The sequence below is a fragment of the Bartonella sp. AU18XJBT genome (assembly GCF_028618595.1).
GTDB lineage: Bacteria > Pseudomonadota > Alphaproteobacteria > Rhizobiales > Rhizobiaceae > Bartonella.
In genome coordinates this window covers 36,040-60,812 of record NZ_JAQITE010000004.1, presented here as the reverse complement: position 1 = coordinate 60,812, position 24,773 = coordinate 36,040, and the positions used below count along the sequence as shown (strand labels likewise).

Annotated in this window: 19 protein-coding genes, 1 tRNA gene, 1 other RNA gene and 1 pseudogene; 6 read left to right on the top strand and 16 right to left on the bottom strand. The window is 35.2% G+C overall.

The window, feature by feature from the left end; translation table 11 throughout:
• Nucleotides 1-4: 4 nt before the first annotated feature.
• From PVV60_RS02450 to ettA, 9 genes and pseudogenes are all read right to left on the bottom strand, one after another.
• Entirely contained in the window at nt 5-1,747 is a 1,743-nt protein-coding gene (locus PVV60_RS02450; RefSeq protein WP_273722878.1) for a penicillin-binding protein 2, read from the bottom strand.
• Nucleotides 1,747-2,151 (bottom strand): hypothetical protein, encoded by a 405-nt coding sequence (locus tag PVV60_RS02445; protein ID WP_273722876.1) that lies wholly within the window; start codon nt 2,149-2,151, stop codon nt 1,747-1,749. Before PVV60_RS02445 ends, PVV60_RS02450 begins: the two co-directional genes overlap by 1 nt.
• The gene (gene rsmH, locus PVV60_RS02440) at nt 2,148-3,146 is read right to left on the bottom strand and encodes a 16S rRNA (cytosine(1402)-N(4))-methyltransferase RsmH (RefSeq protein ID WP_273722875.1); all 999 of its coding nucleotides are present in this window, start codon (nt 3,144-3,146) and stop codon (nt 2,148-2,150) included. The genes PVV60_RS02445 and rsmH overlap by 4 nt, the downstream gene beginning before the upstream one ends.
• Nucleotides 3,147-3,409: 263 nt before the next feature.
• Nucleotides 3,410-3,800, bottom strand: an RNA gene (gene rnpB, locus PVV60_RS02435) — RNase P RNA component class A.
• An 83-nt stretch (nt 3,801-3,883) separates the two neighbouring features.
• Nucleotides 3,884-4,393 carry a lytic transglycosylase domain-containing protein gene (locus PVV60_RS02430; RefSeq protein ID WP_273722873.1) on the bottom strand — a complete coding sequence of 170 codons (510 nt, stop codon included), beginning with the start codon at nt 4,391-4,393 and terminating at the stop codon, nt 3,884-3,886.
• Between the two features lie 1,317 nt (nt 4,394-5,710).
• Nucleotides 5,711-6,087 (bottom strand): annotated as a pseudogene (locus PVV60_RS02425) (hypothetical protein).
• 1,478 nt (nt 6,088-7,565) lie between these two features.
• The gene (locus tag PVV60_RS02420) at nt 7,566-7,826 is read right to left on the bottom strand and encodes a hypothetical protein (protein ID WP_273722872.1); all 261 of its coding nucleotides are present in this window, start codon (nt 7,824-7,826) and stop codon (nt 7,566-7,568) included.
• A gap of 660 nt (nt 7,827-8,486) precedes the next feature.
• Nucleotides 8,487-9,425 carry an ArsR family transcriptional regulator gene (locus PVV60_RS02415; protein ID WP_273722871.1) on the bottom strand — a complete coding sequence of 313 codons (939 nt, stop codon included), beginning with the start codon at nt 9,423-9,425 and terminating at the stop codon, nt 8,487-8,489.
• Nucleotides 9,426-10,101: 676 nt separating this feature from the next.
• A complete protein-coding gene (gene ettA / locus PVV60_RS02410; protein WP_273722869.1) occupies nt 10,102-11,751 on the bottom strand; it encodes an energy-dependent translational throttle protein EttA in 1,650 nt (549 codons plus the stop codon).
• A 162-nt stretch (nt 11,752-11,913) separates the two neighbouring features.
• Here ettA and PVV60_RS02405 point away from each other — a divergent pair, with 162 nt between their 5' ends.
• Nucleotides 11,914-12,450, top strand: a complete 537-nt coding sequence (locus PVV60_RS02405) for a hypothetical protein (protein WP_273722868.1) — start codon at nt 11,914-11,916, stop codon at nt 12,448-12,450.
• A 46-nt stretch (nt 12,451-12,496) separates the two neighbouring features.
• Nucleotides 12,497-13,105, top strand: coding sequence for a bifunctional nicotinamidase/pyrazinamidase (gene pncA / locus PVV60_RS02400; protein ID WP_273722866.1), 609 nt, complete (start codon nt 12,497-12,499; stop codon nt 13,103-13,105).
• Between the two features lie 456 nt (nt 13,106-13,561).
• On the opposite strand, the gene PVV60_RS02395 is transcribed toward pncA, so the two are convergent.
• Nucleotides 13,562-14,614, bottom strand: a complete 1,053-nt coding sequence (locus tag PVV60_RS02395) for a DUF475 domain-containing protein (protein ID WP_273722864.1) — start codon at nt 14,612-14,614, stop codon at nt 13,562-13,564.
• A gap of 353 nt (nt 14,615-14,967) precedes the next feature.
• Between PVV60_RS02395 and PVV60_RS02390 the strand changes: the two genes are divergently transcribed.
• Nucleotides 14,968-15,507, top strand: a complete 540-nt coding sequence (locus tag PVV60_RS02390) for a helix-turn-helix transcriptional regulator (protein WP_273722862.1) — start codon at nt 14,968-14,970, stop codon at nt 15,505-15,507.
• A gap of 394 nt (nt 15,508-15,901) precedes the next feature.
• Entirely contained in the window at nt 15,902-16,081 is a 180-nt protein-coding gene (locus PVV60_RS02385) for a DUF1508 domain-containing protein (protein ID WP_142416545.1), read from the top strand.
• A 519-nt stretch (nt 16,082-16,600) separates the two neighbouring features.
• On the opposite strand, the gene PVV60_RS02380 is transcribed toward PVV60_RS02385, so the two are convergent.
• Together PVV60_RS02380 and PVV60_RS02375 are read right to left on the bottom strand one after the other, a co-directional pair.
• The gene (locus PVV60_RS02380) at nt 16,601-16,783 is read right to left on the bottom strand and encodes a hypothetical protein (RefSeq protein WP_273722857.1); all 183 of its coding nucleotides are present in this window, start codon (nt 16,781-16,783) and stop codon (nt 16,601-16,603) included.
• A gap of 51 nt (nt 16,784-16,834) precedes the next feature.
• Nucleotides 16,835-17,146, bottom strand: coding sequence for a hypothetical protein (locus PVV60_RS02375; RefSeq protein WP_273722855.1), 312 nt, complete (start codon nt 17,144-17,146; stop codon nt 16,835-16,837).
• Nucleotides 17,147-18,459: 1,313 nt separating this feature from the next.
• Here PVV60_RS02375 and PVV60_RS02370 point away from each other — a divergent pair.
• Complete coding sequence (locus tag PVV60_RS02370) at nt 18,460-18,774, top strand: helix-turn-helix domain-containing protein (RefSeq protein WP_007347852.1); 315 nt, start codon at nt 18,460-18,462, stop codon at nt 18,772-18,774.
• Here the strand turns inward: PVV60_RS02370 and PVV60_RS02365 are convergent.
• Entirely contained in the window at nt 18,698-18,880 is a 183-nt protein-coding gene (locus PVV60_RS02365) for a hypothetical protein (RefSeq protein WP_273722851.1), read from the bottom strand. The genes PVV60_RS02370 and PVV60_RS02365 overlap by 77 nt on opposite strands.
• 1,710 nt (nt 18,881-20,590) lie before the next feature.
• A tRNA-Ile gene (locus PVV60_RS02360) sits at nt 20,591-20,667 on the bottom strand.
• Between the two features lie 170 nt (nt 20,668-20,837).
• On the opposite strand from PVV60_RS02360, the gene PVV60_RS02355 reads away from it, so the two are divergent.
• Nucleotides 20,838-21,581: an SIMPL domain-containing protein gene (locus PVV60_RS02355; protein ID WP_273722849.1), complete on the top strand. Its 744-nt coding sequence runs from the start codon at nt 20,838-20,840 to the stop codon at nt 21,579-21,581.
• A gap of 28 nt (nt 21,582-21,609) precedes the next feature.
• On the opposite strand, the gene PVV60_RS02350 is transcribed toward PVV60_RS02355, so the two are convergent.
• The gene (locus PVV60_RS02350) at nt 21,610-22,071 is read right to left on the bottom strand and encodes a YcgN family cysteine cluster protein (protein ID WP_273722847.1); all 462 of its coding nucleotides are present in this window, start codon (nt 22,069-22,071) and stop codon (nt 21,610-21,612) included.
• A gap of 579 nt (nt 22,072-22,650) precedes the next feature.
• Nucleotides 22,651-24,666 (bottom strand): RNA polymerase sigma factor RpoD, encoded by a 2,016-nt coding sequence (rpoD, locus tag PVV60_RS02345; RefSeq protein ID WP_273722956.1) that lies wholly within the window; start codon nt 24,664-24,666, stop codon nt 22,651-22,653.
• Nucleotides 24,667-24,773 lie beyond the last annotated feature (107 nt).

Here is a 24,773-nt window from a genome sequence, read left to right as displayed (position 1 = left end):
TATTTTACTGTTGTTTAACGAAACTTGAATTGCTCTTTTTACTTAAAAGAGGCTCATATTCTTTTTTAAAATCGGGTTTTACACCAAGAAAACTAGCTGTGCGACGAACAATATTAGCAAGCATTGGTCCAGCATTCATTGCGGCTGTTGCTGAACGCTGTCCCTCTTCAGGCTTTGGTTCATCAATAATTGTTAAAACAACATAGGAAGGATTCTCAATAGGAAAAGCAGCAAGAAAACTATTGAAATTTTTTGTTTTAGAATATTTTCCATTTTCAACTTTTTCGGCTGTTCCTGTTTTGCCACCAACGCGATAACCTTCTACTTTTGCATTACGCCCCGAACCAATATCACTGTTTAACTTATAAAGATAACGCATATTTTGACTCGTTTTGGCCTGTAAAACTTGTTTTGCATGTTGCACAGCCTGTTCTTTTGTACGTTTTAAAAACGTAGGTTCAATCAACCAACCACCATTTACTAAAGCAGCAGCCCCGACAGCTGTTTGCAAGGGCGTTGTTGCCATACCATGCCCAAAAGAGATCGTCATAGAATGAATATCTTTCCAATGAGGTGGCACAATAGGATGTGCAACTTCAGGTAATTCCGTTGTCATTCGATCAAGTAAACCAAGTCGTTTCAAAAAATTACGATGTCCGTCAATTCCTATGGCCAATGCTTCCTTAGCAGAACCAATATTGGAAGAATAAATAAAAACCTCCCATAACGTTAAGGGTCGATTTTTTCCGTGAAAATCATGAATGGTATACCCACTACTTGCTTTTATTGGCTTTGAAGCATCAATAATACTGTTTAAATGAAAAATATTGGAATCAAGAGCCATGGCGGTTGTAAAACTTTTAATGATCGATCCCATTTCAAAAGCTCCTGCCGTCATCCTATTGAGACGATCACTTTTTAAAGCTTCAATAGGATTTCCAGGATCAAAATCTGGTAGTGATGCCAAAGCCAAAACTTCCCCCGTATGTATATTTAAAATAACAGCTCCTGCAGCAATTGCCCTATAACGCTTCATAGCCTGAATAAGTTCATCATGAACAATTGCCTGAACACGCACATCAATCGAAAGCTGAACTTGTTTTAATGATTCTTCCATGGCAAGACCAGCGGCACGCAAAGCACTCAACCCCGCATCATCAATATATTTTTCCATACCTGCAATGCCCTGATTATCAACATTCACCATACCGAGAATATGGGAAGTTACAGATCCATCAGGATAAAAACGACGAATTTCAGTCCGAAAACCAATCCCTGGTATACCAAGAGCCATAATTTGCGTCTTCTGCATTGGTGTTAACCCACGCTGTATCCAAGAAAAACCAGATTTCCTTTTTAAGCGCTTATAGGTTTCCTGCCAATTAAGATCAGGCAAAACTGTTGAGAGCAATTCAATTGTTTCATCCACATCAATAATACGTCGTGGCTCAGCAAAAAGTGAATAAGTTTTAATATCTGTCGCCAATAAACGACCATTACGATCAACGATATCAGGCCGTGCCATTAATTGAAGAACTCCTGGACCTTTTGCTTCTTCAATCTGTCCACCTTCCAACCCATAAGAGATAAGGCAAGCTCCCATGATGCCATATAAAATTAAAAAGCAAAACAACGAAAAAAGCAAACGTGGACGACTAGAATAGGGACGACGAACAGAAACATTCTGATTATTCAACGAATTCTTTAAGCGCTTTTTCTTCTGTGAGAATAAAAAAGTCGATTTCATTACTGCGCGCCTTTTTGGACAACACCATTGATCTGAGAAGCCCGATTATCTGTCAAAATATCCTGATTATCTTCCAAGATATTTTGTTTAATCACTTCTTCAATTTGATCATGTACCCGTACCGGAATGTCTTTAAACTCCACGACTTGACGCGGCTGTATAACTTCTAACCCAAGTTCTTTTTGATAACGTTTCGCAAGTTTTTGCATGCGTGAAGGCCTTATCATCACAGCCCACTCAGCACGAAGCAAACTTACCGTATTTTTTGCTGCAGCAATTTCATGCTCAAGATGACGAACTTGGTTCATTCGTTTTTGAACATCATATTTTACTTTATAAGTAAGACCTGCCATACAAATCATAATCAACACTAAAATCATATCAAATGTACGAAAAACTGTCATTTCTTGCTGCCTTCAAAACTGGCAATCTCTGCTAAACCAAATAATTTCATATCCGCTGCAAGAGCCTCTGCTTCAGTGCGTACACCAATACGCAACCTTGCAGAACGTGAACGAGGATTTTTCTGTAACTCCTCTTTAGTTGCCGTAATCCCCCCTTTAAACAAAGGAAAAAATGTTGCTGGAGCAGCCTTTATTTCAGGCAGATAGCGTGATCTCATACATTCTCCTGAACGAGCCGAAAAAAATCTTTTGACCATACGATCTTCAAGAGAATGAAAACTGACAACGCCCAAACGCCCCCCAGCTTTTAAAACGCGTTCAGCAGCAAATAAGCCACGTGCCAATTCACCAATTTCATCATTAACATAAATGCGAAGAGCCTGAAATACACGTGTTGCAGGATGAATGCGATCTCCCGGCTTACGTCCTATCAACGCTTCAATAGCATACGCCAAATCACCTGTACGCAAAAAAGGCTGAATAACACGACGCTTTTCAATCATCCGTGCAATTCGCCCCGCATAACGCTCTTCTCCTAATATCTTAAAAATACGTGCTAAATCCCTTGCTTTTAAATGATTTACAACATCGCTGGCTGTAAAACCAGTCTGAGCCATTCGCATGTCCAATGGACCATCTTTTTGAAAAGAAAATCCCCTTTCAGCTTCATCAAGCTGCATTGAAGAGACGCCTATATCCAAAATAACAGCGTCTACCTTCTCTTCAACAACGCGATCCAACTGTGAAAATTCCATTTGCACCAAACGAAGTCGTGGAAAAAATTCTTCAACAAGCGATTGTCCCGCACTAATAGCATGAGGATCACGATCAAGAGCGATCACCTGTGCCCCTGCCTTTAACAAAGCGCACGTGTAACCACCAGCACCAAAGGTGCCATCAATCACTTTTGCTCCAACCAATGGCATAAGCCCAGCCAAAACTGGCTGCAACAACACTGGAATATGGCGTTCAGCTCTTTGATCCTGCTTTATCAAAATAATCCGTCTTGAAGTTATGCTGTCTCAAATCAACAGCTCTCTCATAGCAACTGATCTTAGAATAACCTAGCCTTCAACTTTCATATTAACCACAATGAACGAAAAACTAAAGTTATCCAAAAACAGATCCTAACGCATTATACTTAAAGAAATGTTATAATTTTTTAAAATACTCTTTGCTCAAGTGTCCATTTCAAACACATAGACTCCATAAAAGAGCATATATAATTGATCTTATAAAATATCGCGTATCGTCATGAAATATCAGTCGGCCTATAAGCCGGGTTCTGTAGAGTAAAGCTTACACTTTACATGGCAACCATTCATCTGGGACGGATGTTACCACCCGCCTCGTGCAACCTACCCGAATGACTCGCCCGGAAATCGGCTGCAAATTAAATTTTGCACGTCATTTCTATTTGGTCTTGCTCCCGGTGGGGTTTACCTTGCCACATTCATTACTGAATGCGCGGTGGGCTCTTACTCCACCCTTTCACCCTTACCTATAAAAATAGGCGGTTTACTTTCTGTGGCACTTTCCCTAGGGTCACCCCCGCCGGGTGTTACCCGGCACCGTCTTTCCATGGAGCCCGGACTTTCCTCACCTGCCGCATTTCAGCATTAGACAAGCGCGGCTGCCCAGCCGACTGACGCACTAATTTATAAAACATTTTCTGCTCCGTGAAAATAGCATCTTAAAATATTTTATAGCAAACCTGTCTAACAAGATGTTTTTATTTTAATGAAGCCAGATAAGTTTTCACTTTTGCGCAATATTTCGCCGAAATAGAATTCATTTTTTTTGCAGCATGACCTGCGTTATATTTAAGAATTGTACCACACGTACTTCCACCACTGAGTTTATACGCCCGTGCCAAATAACGCATACCATATTCAAGATTGGTCGCTGGATCGTACAAATCCTGTACAGAACCACTAAAACCCAACCCTCGTGCCGTAGAGGGTTTTATTTGCATCAAACCTATTTCACCAGCAGCCCCCTTTATACCTGCCTTATAATTACTTTCAACTTTTACAACAGCATGTGCTAAATTAACGGGAACATTATATTTATTCGCAAGTTTCTGAATAAGAAACTCATAAGGGCGATCAGGAATCTTAGAAGCAACAATCACTGAAGGTTCTCCTGATTCCGCAACATTTAAGACATTATGAGTCCAACTTATATCAAATACAAAAAATACAGCACACGCTGTATTTAACAAGATTTTCAAAAATTGCATTTTCTTTCTCTTCACTCAAACATTCTCAAATTCTAGCTGCAAATAATTTGCGAACGTATTGTACAAAAAAAGAAAGCAAAAGAACGGCTTGAAAAAGGAAAGAGTAAGACAATTTCAAGATAAAATTCTGCAACAGAAGAAAATCTCTTTATGCACAAATTATAGATTTCTCTATATCATAAAATAAAAGAAATAAAGAGACTATAATTAATCTTATAGCGTATTAAATAAAATGATATAAGCTATAAATTTTTGCTATCACTATTGTATCACTCAATTTTTATATTAAATTTTATATTAAAAAAATCACATCTTAAATAGATGTAACATTTTTTACATAAGATTATTATTTTTTTTATTGAGATCAATCCCATAAAGTAAGAGAGACAAGAACATCTTTTTACCGAAGGTCCTCAATATCAAAAAAGTTTCATAGAAAATATAAACCGTTATCAACGCTTCTCTCTGGTCAATAAACACCCACAGCACTCTTTATGTCCGATAAAACTCAACATGTCACACAAATGCCTCCCCCGTCGTTGCGCATAAAAATTCATAAATATACTAAAACCATCATACTCTTTACCAATTCAAAATATTGCAACAGACCTTTAGCTCTCAAGATGCCCCAAAGAAGCTTTTTACTTCTTTTTTAAAAGAGCTTTTATCCACACTAGCCTCCCACTTGGAATGTACAAGAAACTGATTTTGATTTTTTCACCATGGACAAATTAAAATGAGAGAATTTTACAATTCTTAAAATTCTTATTCAATATGAATAATGATAAATTATCATTATAAAACAATATGCTAAAAAAGCCATATCCGTCTTTGTCCCTACAGCAAAGCTTAACAATTACTTTTGTCTGTTTTTTTGAAAAATGTTAGAAAACTCACAGCCCTAAAGCCTTTTTAAATAAAAATAGACCTCTCAATCTTCATTCAAATATTTTTTTCTTTGTTACAGACTATTACCTTATCAACCTTGCACCTCATTTTCACAAATCATACAAGTGAATAAATATCCTAAAATCCGTAGAACAAAGGAATCTTAAATCCTTTAAAATTTTATTTTCTCATATCAAATAAAAAACAACTAGCATATAAAATGCGATTAACGCGAGCAACACCCTTGATAGATTTGCTATCACTCCTGTAATGATTGCAACATTATCCTTATACTCTGATTGCTTACCTTTTGAGTAAGATAATTTGCTAATTACCTTACCAATTGATTATCCCCTCACACTTTTTCAAAACTTCACGAAAAGCTCTCGCTCTTTAAAATAAAATCCAAAAGCGCGATAAAAAAAATAGCTAAAAATAAGCATTAGTAATGGCAGGACGAGAAATCGCTTTTGAGAAAGCCATAGCAACAGTTTCACCAGATTTGTGCGCCTGCTCACGACTCTGACCACTTTTAAAAGCAAGCGCAATTACATCGCAACGCAGCTGCGCAATAAACAACTCTTGCTGTTGAGAACTCATCTTAGAAAGATGCTTGATAATATCTGGAAAAATACGGACAATCTCTCTAACAACTCCTCCTCCGTTACATCAAGCTTCTGAGAAGAAAAAGAAGAGCAATCGGAAAAAAACTGATAAACAACAGCACTTCGAGAAGCAAAAAAGACAGCGCCAAAAATAAAAAACATAAATAAAATAAAAACAATACGACGAGAAAAAGATTCCATTATCTCTTACCTAAAGATCACAGAACACAAACATAGATTCCTTTTACGATTCTCCTTATAGCATTCAACAATGCCTCAATAAAGAAAAATTAAGTTATTGAAAATGAATACGCTAACACTATCCGCCCAATAAGACCTGCCCCTCTACGTATTCAGGTACCATAGGCGAAACTAATAACAGATCTTAGACTTCCCCCAATAACACCTACAACACCCCCTAAACAATTACAAAAAGCCTGACTGAGGAAATCCTCAGTCAGGCCAGACAATCTAGGGGATCCACGCGGGGGGGGGAGGAGGTTCCCCGATCGTCCTCTCACATCAACCACTAAGATAGCCGATGCAATATTCTTGCTATGGAATAAAATTCTTTAAACAACAAGAAATTCTTATCATCTTCTATGCAAAAAAACATCAAAGAGTTACAAATCGTTTAAAAATGTCTAAATTTAGGCAAAAAAAGTTTAAAATGCACCAATTTGAAGCAATTTTATTCCAAGAAGCATCAATTAGAATCTACGATCGTTATAACTTTTAAATAGTTTCTTTCACAACTCTGATGATCATAATAAAAAAAACGTAATTTCTACGTATCCACCCTATAAAAATCAAACTATGTAAAAGTAGAATCACTTTTCCAACAGCAATCACCACAAAAATAAAAATGTAGATTTTTAAAATCTTACACAAATAACCGTAAAAAATGAGAACTCTGAAGGTATTTGTTTCGAATCACGTCCTATAATCATTCCAAATAACGATAAACTATTTTACAATAACCAACAGGCTCTAACGCATTTTAACATAACAAACCGAGATCAATGCAGACAGTTTCTCTTAATTTCTATCATTTAAATGATCCCGTAAAATAACATACACAGTAGTTTCTATGCTCAAAAATTGTTATAGTCTGTTCTTCTAACGTAAATAATGCATTGATTTACAATCATAACACATTATTTTACAATTTACATGAGAGATCTAAAGAACGTAAGATTCCCTTATTTTAAATCTTCGTCTATTGAATCAATGAATAGCCATACTATCGCACATCACAAACAAGAAAAAGCATATGGATAAAAAACATAAAACGATGATGCCCTATCAATTTACGCTATACTAACGGGCTGCGTCATAAAATGAGCGGTAAGCATAAAAAGAAAAAATCACTTTTGGCAAGAAAAATGGACTTATTTAATAACCTTCATACTTCTCATGATAAAGAGATACGAAACTTTAGTGTAATATCACGCTTTTCTTTTCTACTCTCAGCCACGGACTATCCATAGATTATCGTCAATCTTATTTTTATGAATATAATGCAAAACACATAGACGAACGCAATATATGAATGCTTGTAGAAAGAAATAAACGTAAAGCCAGATACGCTATTATAACCATTGTTGTACAAAATATTTTTAAAATTCAGAATATCACTCCAATCCATTACTAATTTATGAGTAATTTTATGGCGTCATCTACCAAGCTTTTACTTTTGCTATTACTTGTAAATCAACACCTGCTCCTAGCATGGCAATATACTTGAGATAAAGACTAGAGCAAATGAGAACCATGTAAACAGTCCCAGCTTTTATATGCCCAATTAGAGTAAAAATATTTACGTCTGTTTGAGTAATCTTAAAAAAGCCATCATTTATTTTGAACGAAACATAAAAGCCAACAATAAAAAACCTATTGCCATCTTTACCATCCCCTTCATTTGCCTTTACGACTTTCAAACACGCTCATAACGCTGTGTTTTAAATAATGAAAATCATGCATTGTCTTACCCTTTTACTTTTTCGCCTTTTTAGAGCATCTTTTTGCACCCATCACTAAAAATTCCAAGGTACTTCTTATCTAAGTAGCTGTTTTTAAAAGACACCTTAAGATCTATTGGGCACCACCATTTTTGAGATTTATGAAGGTATGAGCCATCACTATATTATATTATGCGCTATTATATCATATTGCAGCCACTCTCACATTTAGAAAATGTATTTCCTTTTATAAACGGTATTATTTAGATAAATATCTTCTCTTGTAACAGACAAACAGACTCTTTTGGATTCTGAAACAGGAAATTTGAAATGAAAAAATATTCTTATATTTGAGCCTCTCATTGAAGTCTAAAAATAAATGTCGTTTAAAATCAATGTATTGTCTAATAAAACAAATATGATATTAAGACACCTTAAATAATGATCCTCATAGGCTATAACTCTATAGAAAGTGCTTTCATGATTACAGGCTACACGCCCTTATGAAACACCAAGACTCTCATATAAAAACATAATACAAATGTAAAAAACAATAGGTTATTAATGATTAAATAAAGTTTTATCTCTGCGCTATTCCTTGATAAAAATCAGAAAATAAAGCACGTTAACAAACGCTCTTTATGCAAAATCTACTTGTTTATCTTTGATATCGTCAACCAATAAATGCGAATCACGAGCAAGCCAAAGTGTAACCATGCCCTCCTCACTGTTTTCATTTTGTATAGGAGTAAGACAAACCGTTTGTTCTAGAATAAGTCCGGCATTTTTTAGCCATTGTTCTATTTGTAAAGCCGAAAATCCAAACCCCATATGCGCTTGATCAGAATGTGAAGATTCAGCTTTATGATAACCAAAATCCACAATCAATAAACGCCCATGAGGACGCAAAACACCTGATATCTTATGAAGAGCCATTTCAGGATTTTCAAGAAAATGTAAAACCCAATGAAGAATGACTAAATCAAAAGTTGTCTCTCCAACAGGCAAGTGCAAAACATCACGATCAAGCACGATTTCAATCGCATGCGTATAAAGATCAGAAAACAATTTTAAAACAAAATCTCCACCCATTCCAATATTTAGCATCGTCTGAAATGGCTTATCACCCACGATTTTAAGTAAAGCATTTTCCACACTGTGATCTACCATATAGGACGATCGTAAGAGATCCCATTGCGACATATTTTGTAAAAAATGCTTCTTCCTCGTTTTTTGACGCTGCTTTTTGACATACTTCAAACGTTCTAAATCGTGCGCTAACAACACATCATGCTTTGGAAAAGCCGAAAAAATGCCCATCACAATATCTTTACCCCAAAAATCATGACAAAGCTTAAAATAAAGACAACCTCCCTTCTGATAACGCTCAATCAATCGTGCTTCGTACAATAAACATAAATATCGTGATATACACACTTGCGACTGGTCAAGAATAAAAATAAAATCAGCGATTGTTAAATCTTCATGATGCAAGAGCCTAAGAACACGTAAATGGTTTACTTCTGCTACCGCTTTCAGCAGCACAGTCATTGCATCTAAACTTGTACTTTTTTTCATAATTATCCCCTAAACCTTCCTATAAACATTTGTTTATAGAAAAAAAAGTCAAGCATAATGCGCATATTCTTATCTATTTCATTCCCGCCATTTTATCATCCTATGAAAAAAATAGGCTACTGTAAAAGATGAAAAGATCTTATCTCATTACCCATAAATAATTATAACAATTTGATTTATAATGATTATTTATCATTTTTAACTTAAATAAAAGACTAAATATCGTCATCTTTTCTCATTTCAAACCTATTCATGGTAAATCAATTAAACTATTCTCTTGCACCTCAGAAATGGCGGACTATGGACAAAAACACAGAAAATGAGTGAAATGCCTCTTATAGCTATCTCAAAACAAAAATTATCCAACATTGGAAGAGAATAAATAATAGGATGGTTTCAGTTTGTAGCTTTAAATTAAAGACGCTAATGCTCAACGACCAGAGCATTTGTACAATGGCACTTTCTATGAAAGATTTCCCCTCTTCATGGCAATTTTACAAGCAGGAACAGCTCTATTCACAAGTAGAATAGCTTTCTTTTCGTCATGGTCTCATAAAGAGCCTCTCCTCTTTCCCATGAATAAAAACTTCCACGGAATACACACGACATTATTGATGAAATCATAAACACAAAAACACACTATTTTCTCAATAAAGTTCCCATAAGATAAGAAATTCTAGCGTGTAAGAGGCTTATAATTTGCGTGCTTAGGGTTAAGGGCTTCACCCCCAAGACGGCGAACTTTATCAGCCTCATATTCAGCAAAATTACCTTCAAACCATTCCACATGGCCATCACCTTCAAAGGCTAAAATATGCGTTGCCAATCGATCAAGAAACATACGATCGTGCGATATGATCACGGCACAACCAGCAAAATTTTCTAATGCATCTTCCAATGCACCCAACGTTTCAGTATCAAGATCATTTGTCGGTTCATCAAGAAGAAGCACATTCCCCCCCTCTTTTAGAAGTTTCGCCAAATGGACACGATTGCGCTGCCCTCCTGATAAATTTGCCACCTTCTGCTGCTGATCTGCCCCCTTGAAATTAAAAGCCCCGCAATAAGCGCGGCTATTCATCTCATATTTGCCTAATTTAATAATGTCATTTCCACCAGAAATTTCCTCCCAAACAGTTTTATTCCCCACCAAGGAATCGCGACTCTGATCCACATAACTCATGTGAACTGTTTCACCGATACGTATTTGACCTGTATCGGGCTGTTCCTGTCCCGTCAACATTTTAAACAAAGTCGACTTTCCCATACCATTGGCCCCAATAACACCGACAATGCCACCAGCAGGAAGCTTAAAAGAAAGAGAAGCAATCAATACACGTTCACCATAAACTTTAGAGAGATTATCAACCTCAATAACAACCTGTCCTAATCTTTCTCCAATAGGAATAATAATTTGCGCCTCTCCAGGACGGCGCTCACGTGCTGCTTGAACCAACTCATCATAAGCCTTAATCCGAGCTTTTGACTTTGCTTGTCGCCCTTTTGGACTAGAAGCGATCCATTCTTGCTCACGTGATAAAGCACGTTGACGCGCTGCCTCTTCACGGCCTTCTTGAGCCAAACGCTTGGCTTTAGCCCCCAAATAAGCAGAATAGTTCCCCTCATAAGGAATACCTCTCCCGCGATCTAACTCTAAAATCCACCCCGTTACATTATCGAGAAAATAACGATCATGAGTTATCAAAAGCACAGCCCCAGGATATTCACGTAGATGCCTTTCAAGCCAAGCCGTCGTTTCAGCATCTAAATGGTTTGTCGGTTCATCCAAAAGCAATAAATCAGGTTTTGACAAAAGCAATTTACAAAGTGCAACACGCCGCTTCTCACCACCCGAAAGTTTTGTTACATCTCCATCGGCTGGCGGACAACCAAGAGCAGCCATAGCCATTTCCACTTGACTTTCTAAATCCCAAAGATTCTGACTGTCAATAATGTCCTGAAGCCGTGCACTTTCATCCGCCGTTTCCTCGCTATAATTCATCATCAATTCGTTATAACGCTCAAGAATTTCTTGTTTATCTGCAACACCTTCCATCACATTGCCACGCACATCTTTGCTCGTATCAAGCAAAGGTTCTTGTGGTAAATAACCACAGCGTGCTCCTTCAGAAATCCATGCTTCTCCCGTATATTCCTTATCTAGCCCAGCCATAATACGTAAAATAGTTGACTTCCCTGCACCATTCGACCCTAAAATACCGATCTTCGCATCTGGATAAAAAGACAAATGAATATTTTCTAGAACTTTTTTATTGCCGTAAGACTTGTTAAGCCCAGCCATATGATAGATAAATTGACGTGCCATAAATTTCTCTTTATATTGTGCGATATTAAAGATTAGGATTTTGAAATAAACTGCTTTTGCTTTTTGAAACTGTACAGTAAATAGCACTTACATCGTATCAAAAGCTTTTCACTTTATATTGGTACATTTTTTCTAATCTCACAAGCCCCAGTATGGTACTGAATGCAAAAAAACATCCCCCAAAAAAGCAAAAAGCAAATCTTTTTAGCTGTACCTGAAACCTGTTATCAAACATTGCCTCTCTTTTCCATACCAGATATAACATTGTATTTTTATCGTATTAAACCAACTTATCAATGTAATATGGTACCAAAAAGAAAAGCAATTCTCTATGCGCCTTCTTTTTTCGCTTTATGGGCTTTATATTACGCAGTAAAAAATCCTTCCCTTTTTTCATCGATTTTTTGCTACGGAAAACAATGGTCTTCCCCCCTTGCCTTGATATGGCTTAAATTACGTTTACAAAACGAACGCCGCCTTATGGGATCTGACGTTCCAAGCCCAATGATCATGAAAGCTTTGCATCAACACGTAGCAAAAAATAACTACAGTGCACTTCCCATTGGTACGTGGTTACAATTTGTAAAAAATTATAAAACCAATTGTAAAAACTTATCCATCCCCCTCTTTTGGCTTGATAATTATACAAATAATATCAATATCCAGCACATCATTTCAAAACTTCAAGACGACATATAGCTTTTTAAAAATACGATAAAAGATCATCTCATATAGGAATATATTTATGGAAAAAAAAGCCTTAATCGTCATTGATGTTCAAAATGACTTCTTACTAGGTGGAGCACTTGCCGTACCACAAGGTGATGCTATTTTACCCGCCGTCAATAATCTCATAAATCATTTTGACCACGTTATCTTAACCCAAGACTGGCACCCAAAAAACCATTGCAGCTTTGCTTCCTGCTATCCTGAAAAAAAGCCCTATGATACCATCATTCTTGACTATGGTCCTCAAATACTCTGGCCTGATCATTGCATACGAGGAACACAAGGAGCAGAATTTCATCCATCTCTTAGAGTAGAAAAGGCACAACTTATCCTTAGAAAAGGCTATAATCAAAAAATGGATAGCTATTCTGCTTTTCTTGAAAATGATCAAAAAACACCAACAGGTTTACAAGTTTATCTCAAAGAACATGGTTTTACCAAGCTCATTATGTGTGGCTTAGCAACTGATTTTTGTGTCGGATTTTCTGCTCTTCATGCTATACAATGCGGTTTTAAAGTCAGTGTTTCATTAAATGCCTGCGCTGGTATTGATGTAAACGGATCACTAAACACTATGCTTAAAACGATGAACGAAGCTGGTATAGAACTTTTAATGGTCTCTTAAAATATTCTTCTCTAATCTACCATTATAATATACTGATTTATAAAGGATAAATTATTTTTCACATATTTAAGTGAGAGTCCAGAATATCGTAAATTCTCTGATTTCAAACCTATTTCAAAACCATTATCTTACACGTTACAAAGAGAATCAATGTATGAATAAAAATCATTCAAAAAAACAGTAAAAATGCTTCTTATGAACCATTAAATGCAGGAGCCTGTCATAATATTGAAAGCTGGTCAAAAGTATAGCATCAGCTTTCTCTCTTAAATTTAGGTCAAAAAACATCCTAGAGATTGTACACCATTCCCTTCATAGGTAGTATCATGCGATGGACTCAACTTTAAAACAAAAACGCAAATAAGCAATAAAATAGTATTTCATTTTGCATGAAAGACCTCTTTCTATTCAAAGAGATGCGATTTTAAAAATACCTGAGAAAATAAGAAATCTCCATTACTTAGACACAACATGTTTATCCAATTGACGATTCTTAAAACGAATCGAAGAATATAATGCCATTCCAATAATACAGACTCCTACAAGTCCTGTAAAAACTTCAGGAACCGATATAATCGTTTGCAGATACATAATCACTGCAAGAACTAGAATTGCATAAAAAGCACCATGCTCCAAATAACGATAATGCAATAATGTCCCTGATTCAACCAACATAATTGTCATAGAACGAACGTAAAATGCGCCGATACCAAGACCTATCGCAATAATAAAAAGGTTGTGTGAAAAGGCAAAAGCACCGACTACGCCATCGAAAGAAAAACTAGCATCAAGAACTTCTAAATAAAGAAACGCCCCTACTCCCCCGTGAGCTACTGTTGTTAAAGTCTTTTGAGGAGTATCCAAGAGATGACCCACAACTTCAACACCGATAAAGGTCAAAAGTCCATAAAGGGCTGCCAATAAAAAAGTTATTTTATTTTCTGCGTCAATCTGCCCTGAAACAAATAAGATCAAAATCAAAACAATTGCAATATCAATCCCAACAAGCGCCCCAAACTTTTGAGCAGGTCTCTCTATAACATTAAGCCAATGCACCTCTTTTTCAGAATCAAAAAAATATTTTAAGCCAACCATCATAAGGAAAGTGCCTCCAAAAGCAGCAATCCCCATATGTGCATCGGTTAAAACTTCAGCATATAGATGTGGTTCCCATATCGCTAATTTGACTGCCGCAATTGGATTAATCCCAACAGCAACGACAACCACCAATAATGGAAAAACAATTCGCATCCCAAATACAGCTATCAAAATGCCCCATATAAGAAAACGACGACGCCACAACGGATCCATTCTACTAAGAATACGCGCATTGATAATAGAATTATCAAAAGATAAAGAAATTTCCAAAACTCCTAAAACAAAGCAAATAAAAAAATATTTAAGAAAACCAGTAATACTTTCCGTTTCAAACCAACCAATAATCCCTCCTAAAAAGACACCAATAATCGTGAAAAAAAAAGCAAACCCAAAATAGCGTAATAGGGCCATGATCATTCCTTAAAGTTTATTTCTAATTCATCTAAAGTACACTCAGTACAAATCCAAAGTTTGCATCTCTTTAAAGTTGCATCTATTAATGCAGAGGTGTATAGAATATATATGGTAAAGTTACATGAAAATTCTCTCAAAAAAAGCAAGAGACAAATGTAGCAAACAGAGGATTTTGTTTTGAAATGAATATCAATTGTCAATACAATAAGTGAAAGATTTTTTTTCTATCCACGAAAATTAAAAGAAATTAAAGCTATAAATATTGACATTATATCATATAATATTAATACATAGTGTGCTTTTATTATTTAATGATTTATACCATGATGATTTACTGAGGGAGATAATTCGTGGCACGTCCTGAAACTGAATCAAAAACCATATTTGGAAAACGTTTGCGTTATGTACGTCTTGCTTTAGGCGATCCATCACGTGAAACCTTAGCTAAAAATTTTAGCATGACAAAAAATTCTATTGCTTTTTATGAGCGTGGAGAGAGAGAGCCCAATCTTAGTGTCTTACAAACATACCGCACGTTATATGGTGTCAATATTAATTGGCTTTTAACTGGACAAGGAAAAATGTTTGACACCGAATATACAAAAGGTGATTTTGACTGGAATTATTTTATTAAAAAAATCGAGGGATTGGAAGAAACACTTGCCAATAGTGATCGTAACGAAAAACTAAATCAAGAAAAAATTGATAGTTCTTATGAAAAATTGCAGCAATATTTGTCAAGACAAGGTTTATCAAATGACTTTAACCCTAAAACTACAACCTCTCTTATCGATATGAAAGCTAAAATGGCCAATTCTTATACCCTTAGTTTATTCATTGATTTACTTATTCGAAGCGTATCCCAAAAAGAGGCTATAGCTAATCAATAAACGTCTATTTCAAATAGCAAAAACAAGAAATGATTAAACTCTACCAGTATGGAGAAAAGTATTTTTTACTTTATCCGCGCTGGTGGAATTTTGTCTAATTTATAAAATTTGTTTCTGTAACGACAATAACAACGTTCGCATTGTAAATGAAAGTATAGTGTCTTTAAATTAAAAAAAATAATTTTTTAGTATAAAGTTCTCATTTATATCTTATTGACAAGAATTTTTTTCTTGTTAAAAGGATAATAGCTCTCATAGAAATTATTTTTTAAGGTCAGAAAATTTAAGGGCAATATATTGACGACTTCCTATAGAGACATACATTAATGTTCATAAATGGATTAGTTAAATATTTATTCCTGAAAATTATCAGCTATTTTATGAGGTGGGAAGCATGTATTTTGAGGTGTTTCAAGGAGTTCACAATCAATGGTATTGGCGTTTAATCTCAGGAGATGCACAAAAGATTGCTTTTTCTAGTAAAGGTTATCCAACAAAACAAGATATCTTAATCAATATTGAGCAAATCAAAGAAATTACACATAAGGCTCTTATTAGAGAACTACAGTCCTAACGTTCTTTACCATTAGAACAAGTGTTCATTTTATATAATGGTATGTGAGTTACTTTTGTGACAAATAAAAAGCAATCGTCTTTCCCTCAAAGGGTAGGAGCTTTTGTGTTATTTCTAATACTCATAAATAACGATTAAATTCTTGCATATTACTATGTTTATTTTCAATCATACTCAACTCTCTATAGCATTTATAAAAAAGAAAATCTTTTAAGTCTTTTATTTTTCATAAAAATAAACGCACATGAAAAGAAGCTAAATCATCAATGATAAAATACAATTACTCTACCAAATATTAATATCTTTTACCTTTATATTCCTCTTCTGCATTTGATAATCATAACTGACTTACCTATTTCATCTTCATAAAAATCAGATATCTCTTTTTTTCTATTATCATGCAATTTTTGATACTTATTAGTTGAAACTATCGTAGCATTTATACCTTACATATAAAAGGAACACGCAAAATTGTTTCCAGCAATAATATAAAATTGCTGGATTGTATAGACGTGCTTTTTAATAACCAACATACCGATAAACTGGTTTATCATCATAAACTCTTATTTTATAACCAACAACGCTCTGTCTTATAAACTTACATGCTTTCATAAAATCAGAGTAGACTTGAATATTCTCTTCCAATACAATCTCTCCATCAGCATCATAATTGGCTTCATTAAAGTTTATCTCTCTCATCATTCCAATCTTCCTAACAATTTCCAAGCTCTTTAATGCAAAATATGAATACAATCACTCTTTATCATCTTCAGATTTAAGCATTTTTTGATATTTCTTTTCATGTTTTTCATATTGCTTAATTTGTTTTTTCAGTTTTTCAATTGCCTGGTCACGTCTTTTAATCACCATACTTTGCTCTCTAATAGCTCTATCTCGTTCTTCAGTCATCTTCATAGAATCTCTTAAAAACTCATGCTTTATTCTTCTAGATTCCTCTTTTAAAACTTTCACTTGATTGCGATAATATAAAGAAAACCGAAATATAACCCCGCTGAACAACAAAACAACAACCATTGCTCCCAATAAAATTTCGTTTACACTCATTTGGATCTCCCTTAATTGTCGCTCAAGTGATCATCTTGACCAATTTGTTTTATCCTCAATCAAAAAAAGAATACAATAAACTGCATGTTCCAAGTGTGAACAATCACTCTCGGCATTCTTATTTTCTCCATTAAAGCATTGATAAATGACGCAAAAAAAATCTCTGAAAGCGGCTAAATCTACACGCTTACACTAATTATTTGCGACACATTTATTGACACAAAATACAAAAATAAGGAACGTAAAATAAAACTAACGATGCCATGCAATCATACAAGCCTTACCCAAATCGTTCCTATCTTCCTTTTCTACGCCATGTGGAATGCAGCTATATATGAAAGTTTTTCATGATTACAAAAATCTTCAGTGTCACAAAGCACAGCATTTCTGTAAAATTTTTCCTTCCCAAAAATCTTTACATCACCATAAACTAAAGCATCATTATAACTCGAGCCTTTCTACAATCACGAGTATCGCCATAAAATTCAATACATTGAGCATTCAAAACTTGATCAAAAAAGACCGCATTAGCGTAAACATATGCATCTCCACTCATATTTAAATAACGATAAAGTGCTTATCTTTCATAAATATGCAAACCCTTACGAACGACTACACAACCATATGTTAATGCCTTGTTATCAATAACAATATCATTGTAAACACAGGCTTCATTATAAAACGCAGCATCATAAAAACACATTTATCCCCCTAAGGGCATTGATCGAATGTACAATTCCCCAAACAACCACCTTTGTGACTCAGATTACCTTCCTGTTTAATAAAATATCCAAGATCACTTTTTTTGATATTTCCAAAATTTTTTAACGCATATATACGATCTACCATCTGATAGTGATCTAATTTATTACAATCAAAGAAGAAATTAGTATTTTTTGCCTATGAATTTACATTTTTTCTACAGCCATTATCCTATCTCTTAAGGCTCTAAAGCTTCATTATATTCACACACCACCTCAACGCAGAATTTTTTACAAATTCTGATATTCGGGTATATCTTGATTTATAATGCTGCTACGTATACTATCACAGTAAAATCTCATAAGCGTACGAGTGTGTATCGCCGTTTCTGGTATACACATTTGTTTCTTCACAACCGTGGAACCAAGCAACCATTTTTTATTGATTCGAATCTGAAAGTGTATGGGGACATTTTGTTATTAGTTAAAAACAACTCTATATGCTTCATTAGCGAAGAGCTACACATGGATATTTTCACGCTCCTTGTATCATATATTCTGGATTCGCAACGCAATATTAACGCTATAGCGTAAATATGTAAAGGTCTAAAAATGACAAAGACTGAAAAAGATTGGTTCCAACGCTTAGTTGAATTGATTAAAAGTGACGGACGAACAATGATTGAAATAAGCAGAGCTGCAGGCTGTGGACAAAATTACGTCCAACAAATGATAAATGGAGGCAAGAGGCCTTCAGTAGATAAACTCATGGCTATTTTGAACACACTGGGAAATGCTAGTGCCATATATGTAATAACTGGTTTCAACATCTCCGATGAAGACTTAAAACTCATAACTTTGATTTCGTCTGGAGATAAAAAGAAGATTGAAGCCTTAAATGTTCTGTTGAATGAGCAGAACCTGTAGAATTTTCTACTCTATCCAATATCGCTTGCTTTTGAGACGTCGATAAAGACTCCCATTTCACAATAATGTCAGATAAAGTTGTTTCAAATTTTTTATCATTCTTCATAGTCATACTCCATGTAGTCAAACTGTATAACGCTAAAGCGTTTAAATGTATCTCATACCTTAGAAAAAAATATTTGCAATAGGCAGTATGGAAGCAATTGTGTACAAACTTATTTTACAAAATCAGATGAAGTTCTATTAGCCATGTGCCATGGTGAAACAACAAGCATCACGTGATCCAAACCTTCTTATGGAAATTGGTATGATCTATCAAAAACGCGAATAATGTTACGCATAACTTATGATTCGGACCAATAAAAACTAATGTAAAAATATCCCTGAAGACACTCCTGAACTCTATATAAGAGAACACGAAAAAGCTTTTTTGAAAAAAATACATCACAATTTTATTCTACATAGCACCATCTATGTTTTTTCAACAATATTGCAAAGCACGAATATAACAATGTTATAGGAATAAATTCTTATAAACAGAGCCACACACTACCTAAAACTCTGTAACACGTTTACAGGTAACCTCCCCTCTAAACGCACTTTGTAAATACTAATATAAGTCTTTATCATAAGCAAAAATAATACTATTAAAAAATAAAACGAATCACCACGCATAATCTTTGTACGTAAATTGTATGCAGATTTACAACAAGAGAAAAATTCCCTTATGTAAATGAAGAATTATATTTTCAAAGTGTAACTTTGAAGAAGAAGTGTACTTTTCCAAAAAAATCACCCTCTCTGCCAATAAGTTTTTATAAGAGAGAAAACTCATAACCAAGATAAAACTCTCTACACAATCAATACGAGAAAAATATTAGCAATACAAAAAGGTGCTAGTTTTACCGAAATATTGCCAATCCCTTATGAAAGTAAAATCAAAAAAGACGTCTGCTCTTCAATAATAATTCGGGTTACATGAAAACTCTATAATTTGAGCATTAAGAAAAAATACATAAAAACAGAAAACGGCATTTTAACGAATTTTCCAATATCATAGAAAGCATTTCTTACAGAATAATAAAATGCTTATTACAATAAAATCTAGATGATGCAAAGCGATAGAAGCAATCACTCAATTGACTTTTCAAAGAACAATTGATGAAATTCTTTTTACAGAACACGCCACCGTCATTATGAATAATATTTCTCAAAAATCAAATAGAACTCCTCTCTTGGAAAAAAGACAATATCAACAAATGTTATCATCGTTGACCCCGTGATATATTATAATATGAACACCTATGGATCACATTCTCTTATATACAACCTTTCATCACGATAATGCTATTCGAACGTCTAAAAGACATTAACATCACTCAGAAAAAAGCAAATTTACACTAAATGTTTTTTGAGCCATTTATTCTGAACAGATACAATCTTTAAAATTGGTCTTATTGAGATCTGTTTATTTGCAGAACAAGCATAAATAAACTTATTCAATGAAGCTTTTAGCCTTCTATTTTATGAAAAACATTATACAGAAAGAGTACAAAACAGTACATGAATTAAGAAAGTAAATAGCGATGCATATCAGTTAATCCAAATGCTACAATGTTGCGAATGAGAGCACTTCTTTGATGAGACTAAAAAAACATACCCTCACTTCATATTAAGCGACTGAGAAAAAAACTACAACAAACAAGGATGTAAGGATTCTAGAACAAATAGGAAAACAACTAAATAAAAAATGAAAAAAGTAGAATCTCAAAACTTTTATATAAGCTATCCATTTTTCTATTGGGCATTTCCCTATTGGTGGGCCCGGAGGGACTCGAACCCCCAACCAAGCGGTTATGAGCCGCTGGCTCTAACCAATTGAGCTACAGGCCCCACATAGGTTGTTTCTCTCTAAACTAAAATGCCCTATGATACAAGAGCTGACAAAGATTATAACCCATCTTTTTCTCTTTTCTATTGGTTTTTTTTTCAGTGCCCTAATTTCTTTACAAGAACTCTTAAAAATGAGAGAATAGTTAACTGATAAATATGAAGGAATAGATATGATAGAAAAGAAAATTCAACCACTGAAGGGTTCTCTGGTTAAAACAGTTATATTAGCATTTACACTCTTAGCCACATCATTGACTGTACGTGCTTATGCTGAAGAAAATAAAATGAAAAATGCAACGATTACAGTGACTGCAATCGGAGAAAGTCAAGCCGCACCGGATATGGCAATTATTAATCTAGCCGTTGTTACCTATGACAAAACTGCCCAAAAGGCATTAGCTTCCAATAATCAATCCATCAATGATATTATAAAAGCTTTTAAAAACAATGGCATCCAAGCAAATGATTTGCAAACATCAGGCTTATCCATTTATCAATCGACCTCTGATAAACACCATGAAAAAAAGAATAATGAAAAACTTTATCATGTTTCAAATTCTTTAACCGTGCGCATTCGTGATCTTACTAATGCTGGTAAAATCTTTGATCAAGCGATGTCACTAGGTGTTAATTCAGTTAACGGCATTACTTTTACCAACGCAGATACAAAGCCATTTTATCAAGAAGCACGTAAAAAAGCCATTACTGAAGCCATTGAAAAAGCGCAAACGATAGCGCAAGCAGCCGATTTGAAATTAGGAAAAATTATTGAAATCAATGAAAGGGATGATTACTACCACCCAACACCACGTCTCATGAGTAGAGCAGCAGATGCAAGCTACGCAGATACAAATTTTGCAGGTGGTGAATTAAATTATAATGTGAGCGTCACTGTCGTCTTTGCAATCGATTAAGTCACCAACTGTTGTATAAAAAATCATATTACTGGCCTTTACACAGAAGACCAGTAATGTGGTGAAGATAATCTTCCTCAGATAATAATTCGTCTTCGTAAACCTCTATCTGTCCGTGTGCAGAAATATGCGCTGTATGTACCGTCTGGCAATCTCCTGATACCAATGGATGCCACCAATAAAGATCTTTTCCCTCATAAATTAATCTATAAGCACAACTTTCTGGAAGCCAACGCGCTGTTTTAACTGTGGTAATGTCTAGCGATATACAATCTGGTACAATTGATTTACGATGGGCATAATTTCGACACCTGCAAGTTTCCCCATCTAAAAGACGACAAGCAATGCTGGTTGCATAAAGGTCACCCGTATCATCGTCCTCAACTTTATGGAGACAACAACGGCCACAGCCATCACAAAGGCTCTCCCACTCAGAAATGGAAATCTCTTCTAATTTTTTTACTTTCCAAAAGGGAAGTTCTCCACTCATAAACTCAGACACACCTTTTTAATTAAGACGATCTATAAAAAATGAAACGTTTAATTTCTATAATTTTATCTATTTCTGTCTCTTAAAAAGATTCAACTCAATGTATGCTTTAAACCATTTTTTTTAATCTATCTGAATAAAAGAAAATATTCAAAAAATAGCGCATATAAATGAATATCACCTATTGAAACGTCCCTTTATAAACTGACAAAGAATAAAATGCGTCACCTAAAATGATAAAAAAATCTCGCAACGAATATACATTTCTCATCAAAAAGTCCGTATGTTGCAATATAAGTTTATTCTTATTAGATCCCATTTCTTAAGAAACGAACCTCTACACGCAAGATAATGTTTTATCTTTCATTTTTTTAATGACTAGCACACCAGTCTTTTCCCTACATCTGTTATTTTCAGAAAGAGGAATACAAAATTCCACAGCTAAGAAATCGTACACTTTCTAGATTATTCAAATTCTTCCCATATTTTTCAAGAAAGCAGCCAAGTACAACGGCACCGGACCTCCCCCTTCATTAGGAAGAAAGAGGGATTTATTAAAATGAACACGCATTTCTTTATTTAAGAATCGAGAAAACTGCGCAATTTTCGTGAACGGCTAGGATGTTTTAATTTACGAAGTGCCTTTGCTTCAATCTGCCGAATACGCTCTCTCGTAACTGAAAATTGTTGTCCTACTTCTTCCAACGTGTGATCCGTATTCATCCCTATTCCAAAACGCATCCGCAAAACACGTTCTTCCCGAGGTGTTAATGAAGCAAGAACGCGTGTTGTCGTATCTCGCAGATTAGCTTGGATAGCTGCATCAATTGGTAATAACGCATTCCTATCCTCAATAAAATCACCCAAATGAGAATCATCTTCATCACCAACAGGCGTTTCGAGTGAAATGGGTTCTTTTGCAATTTTAAGAACTTTTCGCACCTTTTCTAATGGCATCGAAAGCTTGCTAGATAATTCTTCTGGTGTTGGTTCTCGTCCAATTTCATGGAGAATCTGACGTGAAGTACGAACGATTTTATTAATTGTTTCAATCATATGAACAGGAATACGAATTGTACGCGCCTGATCAGCAATTGAACGTGTAATAGCCTGACGAATCCACCATGTGGCATAAGTTGAAAACTTGTAGCCACGCCGATATTCAAACTTATCCACAGCCTTCATCAAACCGATATTGCCCTCTTGAATAAGATCAAGAAACTGCAAACCACGATTAGTGTATTTTTTTGCAATTGAAATGACAAGGCGCAAATTAGATTCTACCATCTCTTTTTTTGCAATTGTTGATTCGCGTTCACCTTTCTGCACCTGCATAACAATCCGACGAAATTCACCAATCGAAATAGCCGTTTCTTGCGCAAGATTTTGTATCTCACTTCGCAGTTTTTGGATTTCTTTTGCTTCACGCACCGAAAACTCTTTCCAACCAGGTTTAGGCAAAGCAGCAATATAATTCATCCAATCTGCATCCAATTCACGCCCTTGGTATTCTTTTAAAAAATCCTCATGGCCAATGCCATAGCTATTGGCAATCCGTTTCAGCTTACCTTCATTATGAATCAATCTCTTATTGATGTCATAAAGCTGTTCAACCAAAGCTTCGATACGATTTTGGTTTAAAGAAAGAGATTTTACTGCTTGAATCAACTCACCCTTTAATTGAATATATTTCTTCTTCTGAGAAGATGTAAGAGCCCCCTCTTTACGCTCTGCCAAACTGCTTTCAACATGCTGATCTTGTAATTTTCGTAATTTCACATAGGTTTGAGCAATAAAATCCAATGTTTCCATAACCTGAGGACAAAGTTCATTTTCCATTGCAGCAAGTGATAAGTTAACATCATCATCGTCTTCTTCATCATCTTCTTCAATGTTTCTCTCTCCTGCGCTCTCCCCTATATTACGCATACCAGAAGACATTTTTTCTTCTTCTGTCTTATTAACTTCACTTCGCTCAATAACAGGCGCCTGCTTTGCTTCTGGACCAGCATAAGTCGTTTCAAGATCAATAATTTCACGAAGAAGAATACGCTGTTCTTTTAACTCGTCACGCCAGATAATAAGAGCCTGAAAAGTTAAGGGACTCTCACAAAGCCCCGCAATCATTGTCTCACGCCCTGCTTCAATACGCTTAGCAATGGCAATTTCGCCTTCCCGCGAAAGAAGCTCAACAGCTCCCATCTCACGCAAATACATACGTACCGGATCATCCGTACGATCTGTTACTTCGCGCTTATTCGTTGTCGTTGCAATTGCGTGGCTAGAGGCTTCTACTAAATCACCACCCTCAACCGTAACTTCTTCTTCATAATTTTCAGACTCAACTTCATCCTCATCATCCACAACATTAACCCCCATCTCAGAGAACATCGCCAAGATATCTTCAATTTGTTCGGATGTAACCTCGTCAGAAGGAAGAACTGCATTGAGTTCATCCATTGTTACGTAACCATTTTTTTTGGCAAGTTTAATCATTTTCTTGATGGCATCATCAGAAAAATCAAGAAGAGGACCATCCAAACTCGCTTGGCTTGTTACTTCTGCATTATCTTTCTGTTTAACCTTTGTTGCCATACCATAACTCCACTCGATCACTTCACAATTTCCATGTAACCATAGTTTCCATGTGACCAGTTTTTTTGTTCTCACTAAGATCTACCAATAGTTTCTCATATATACTT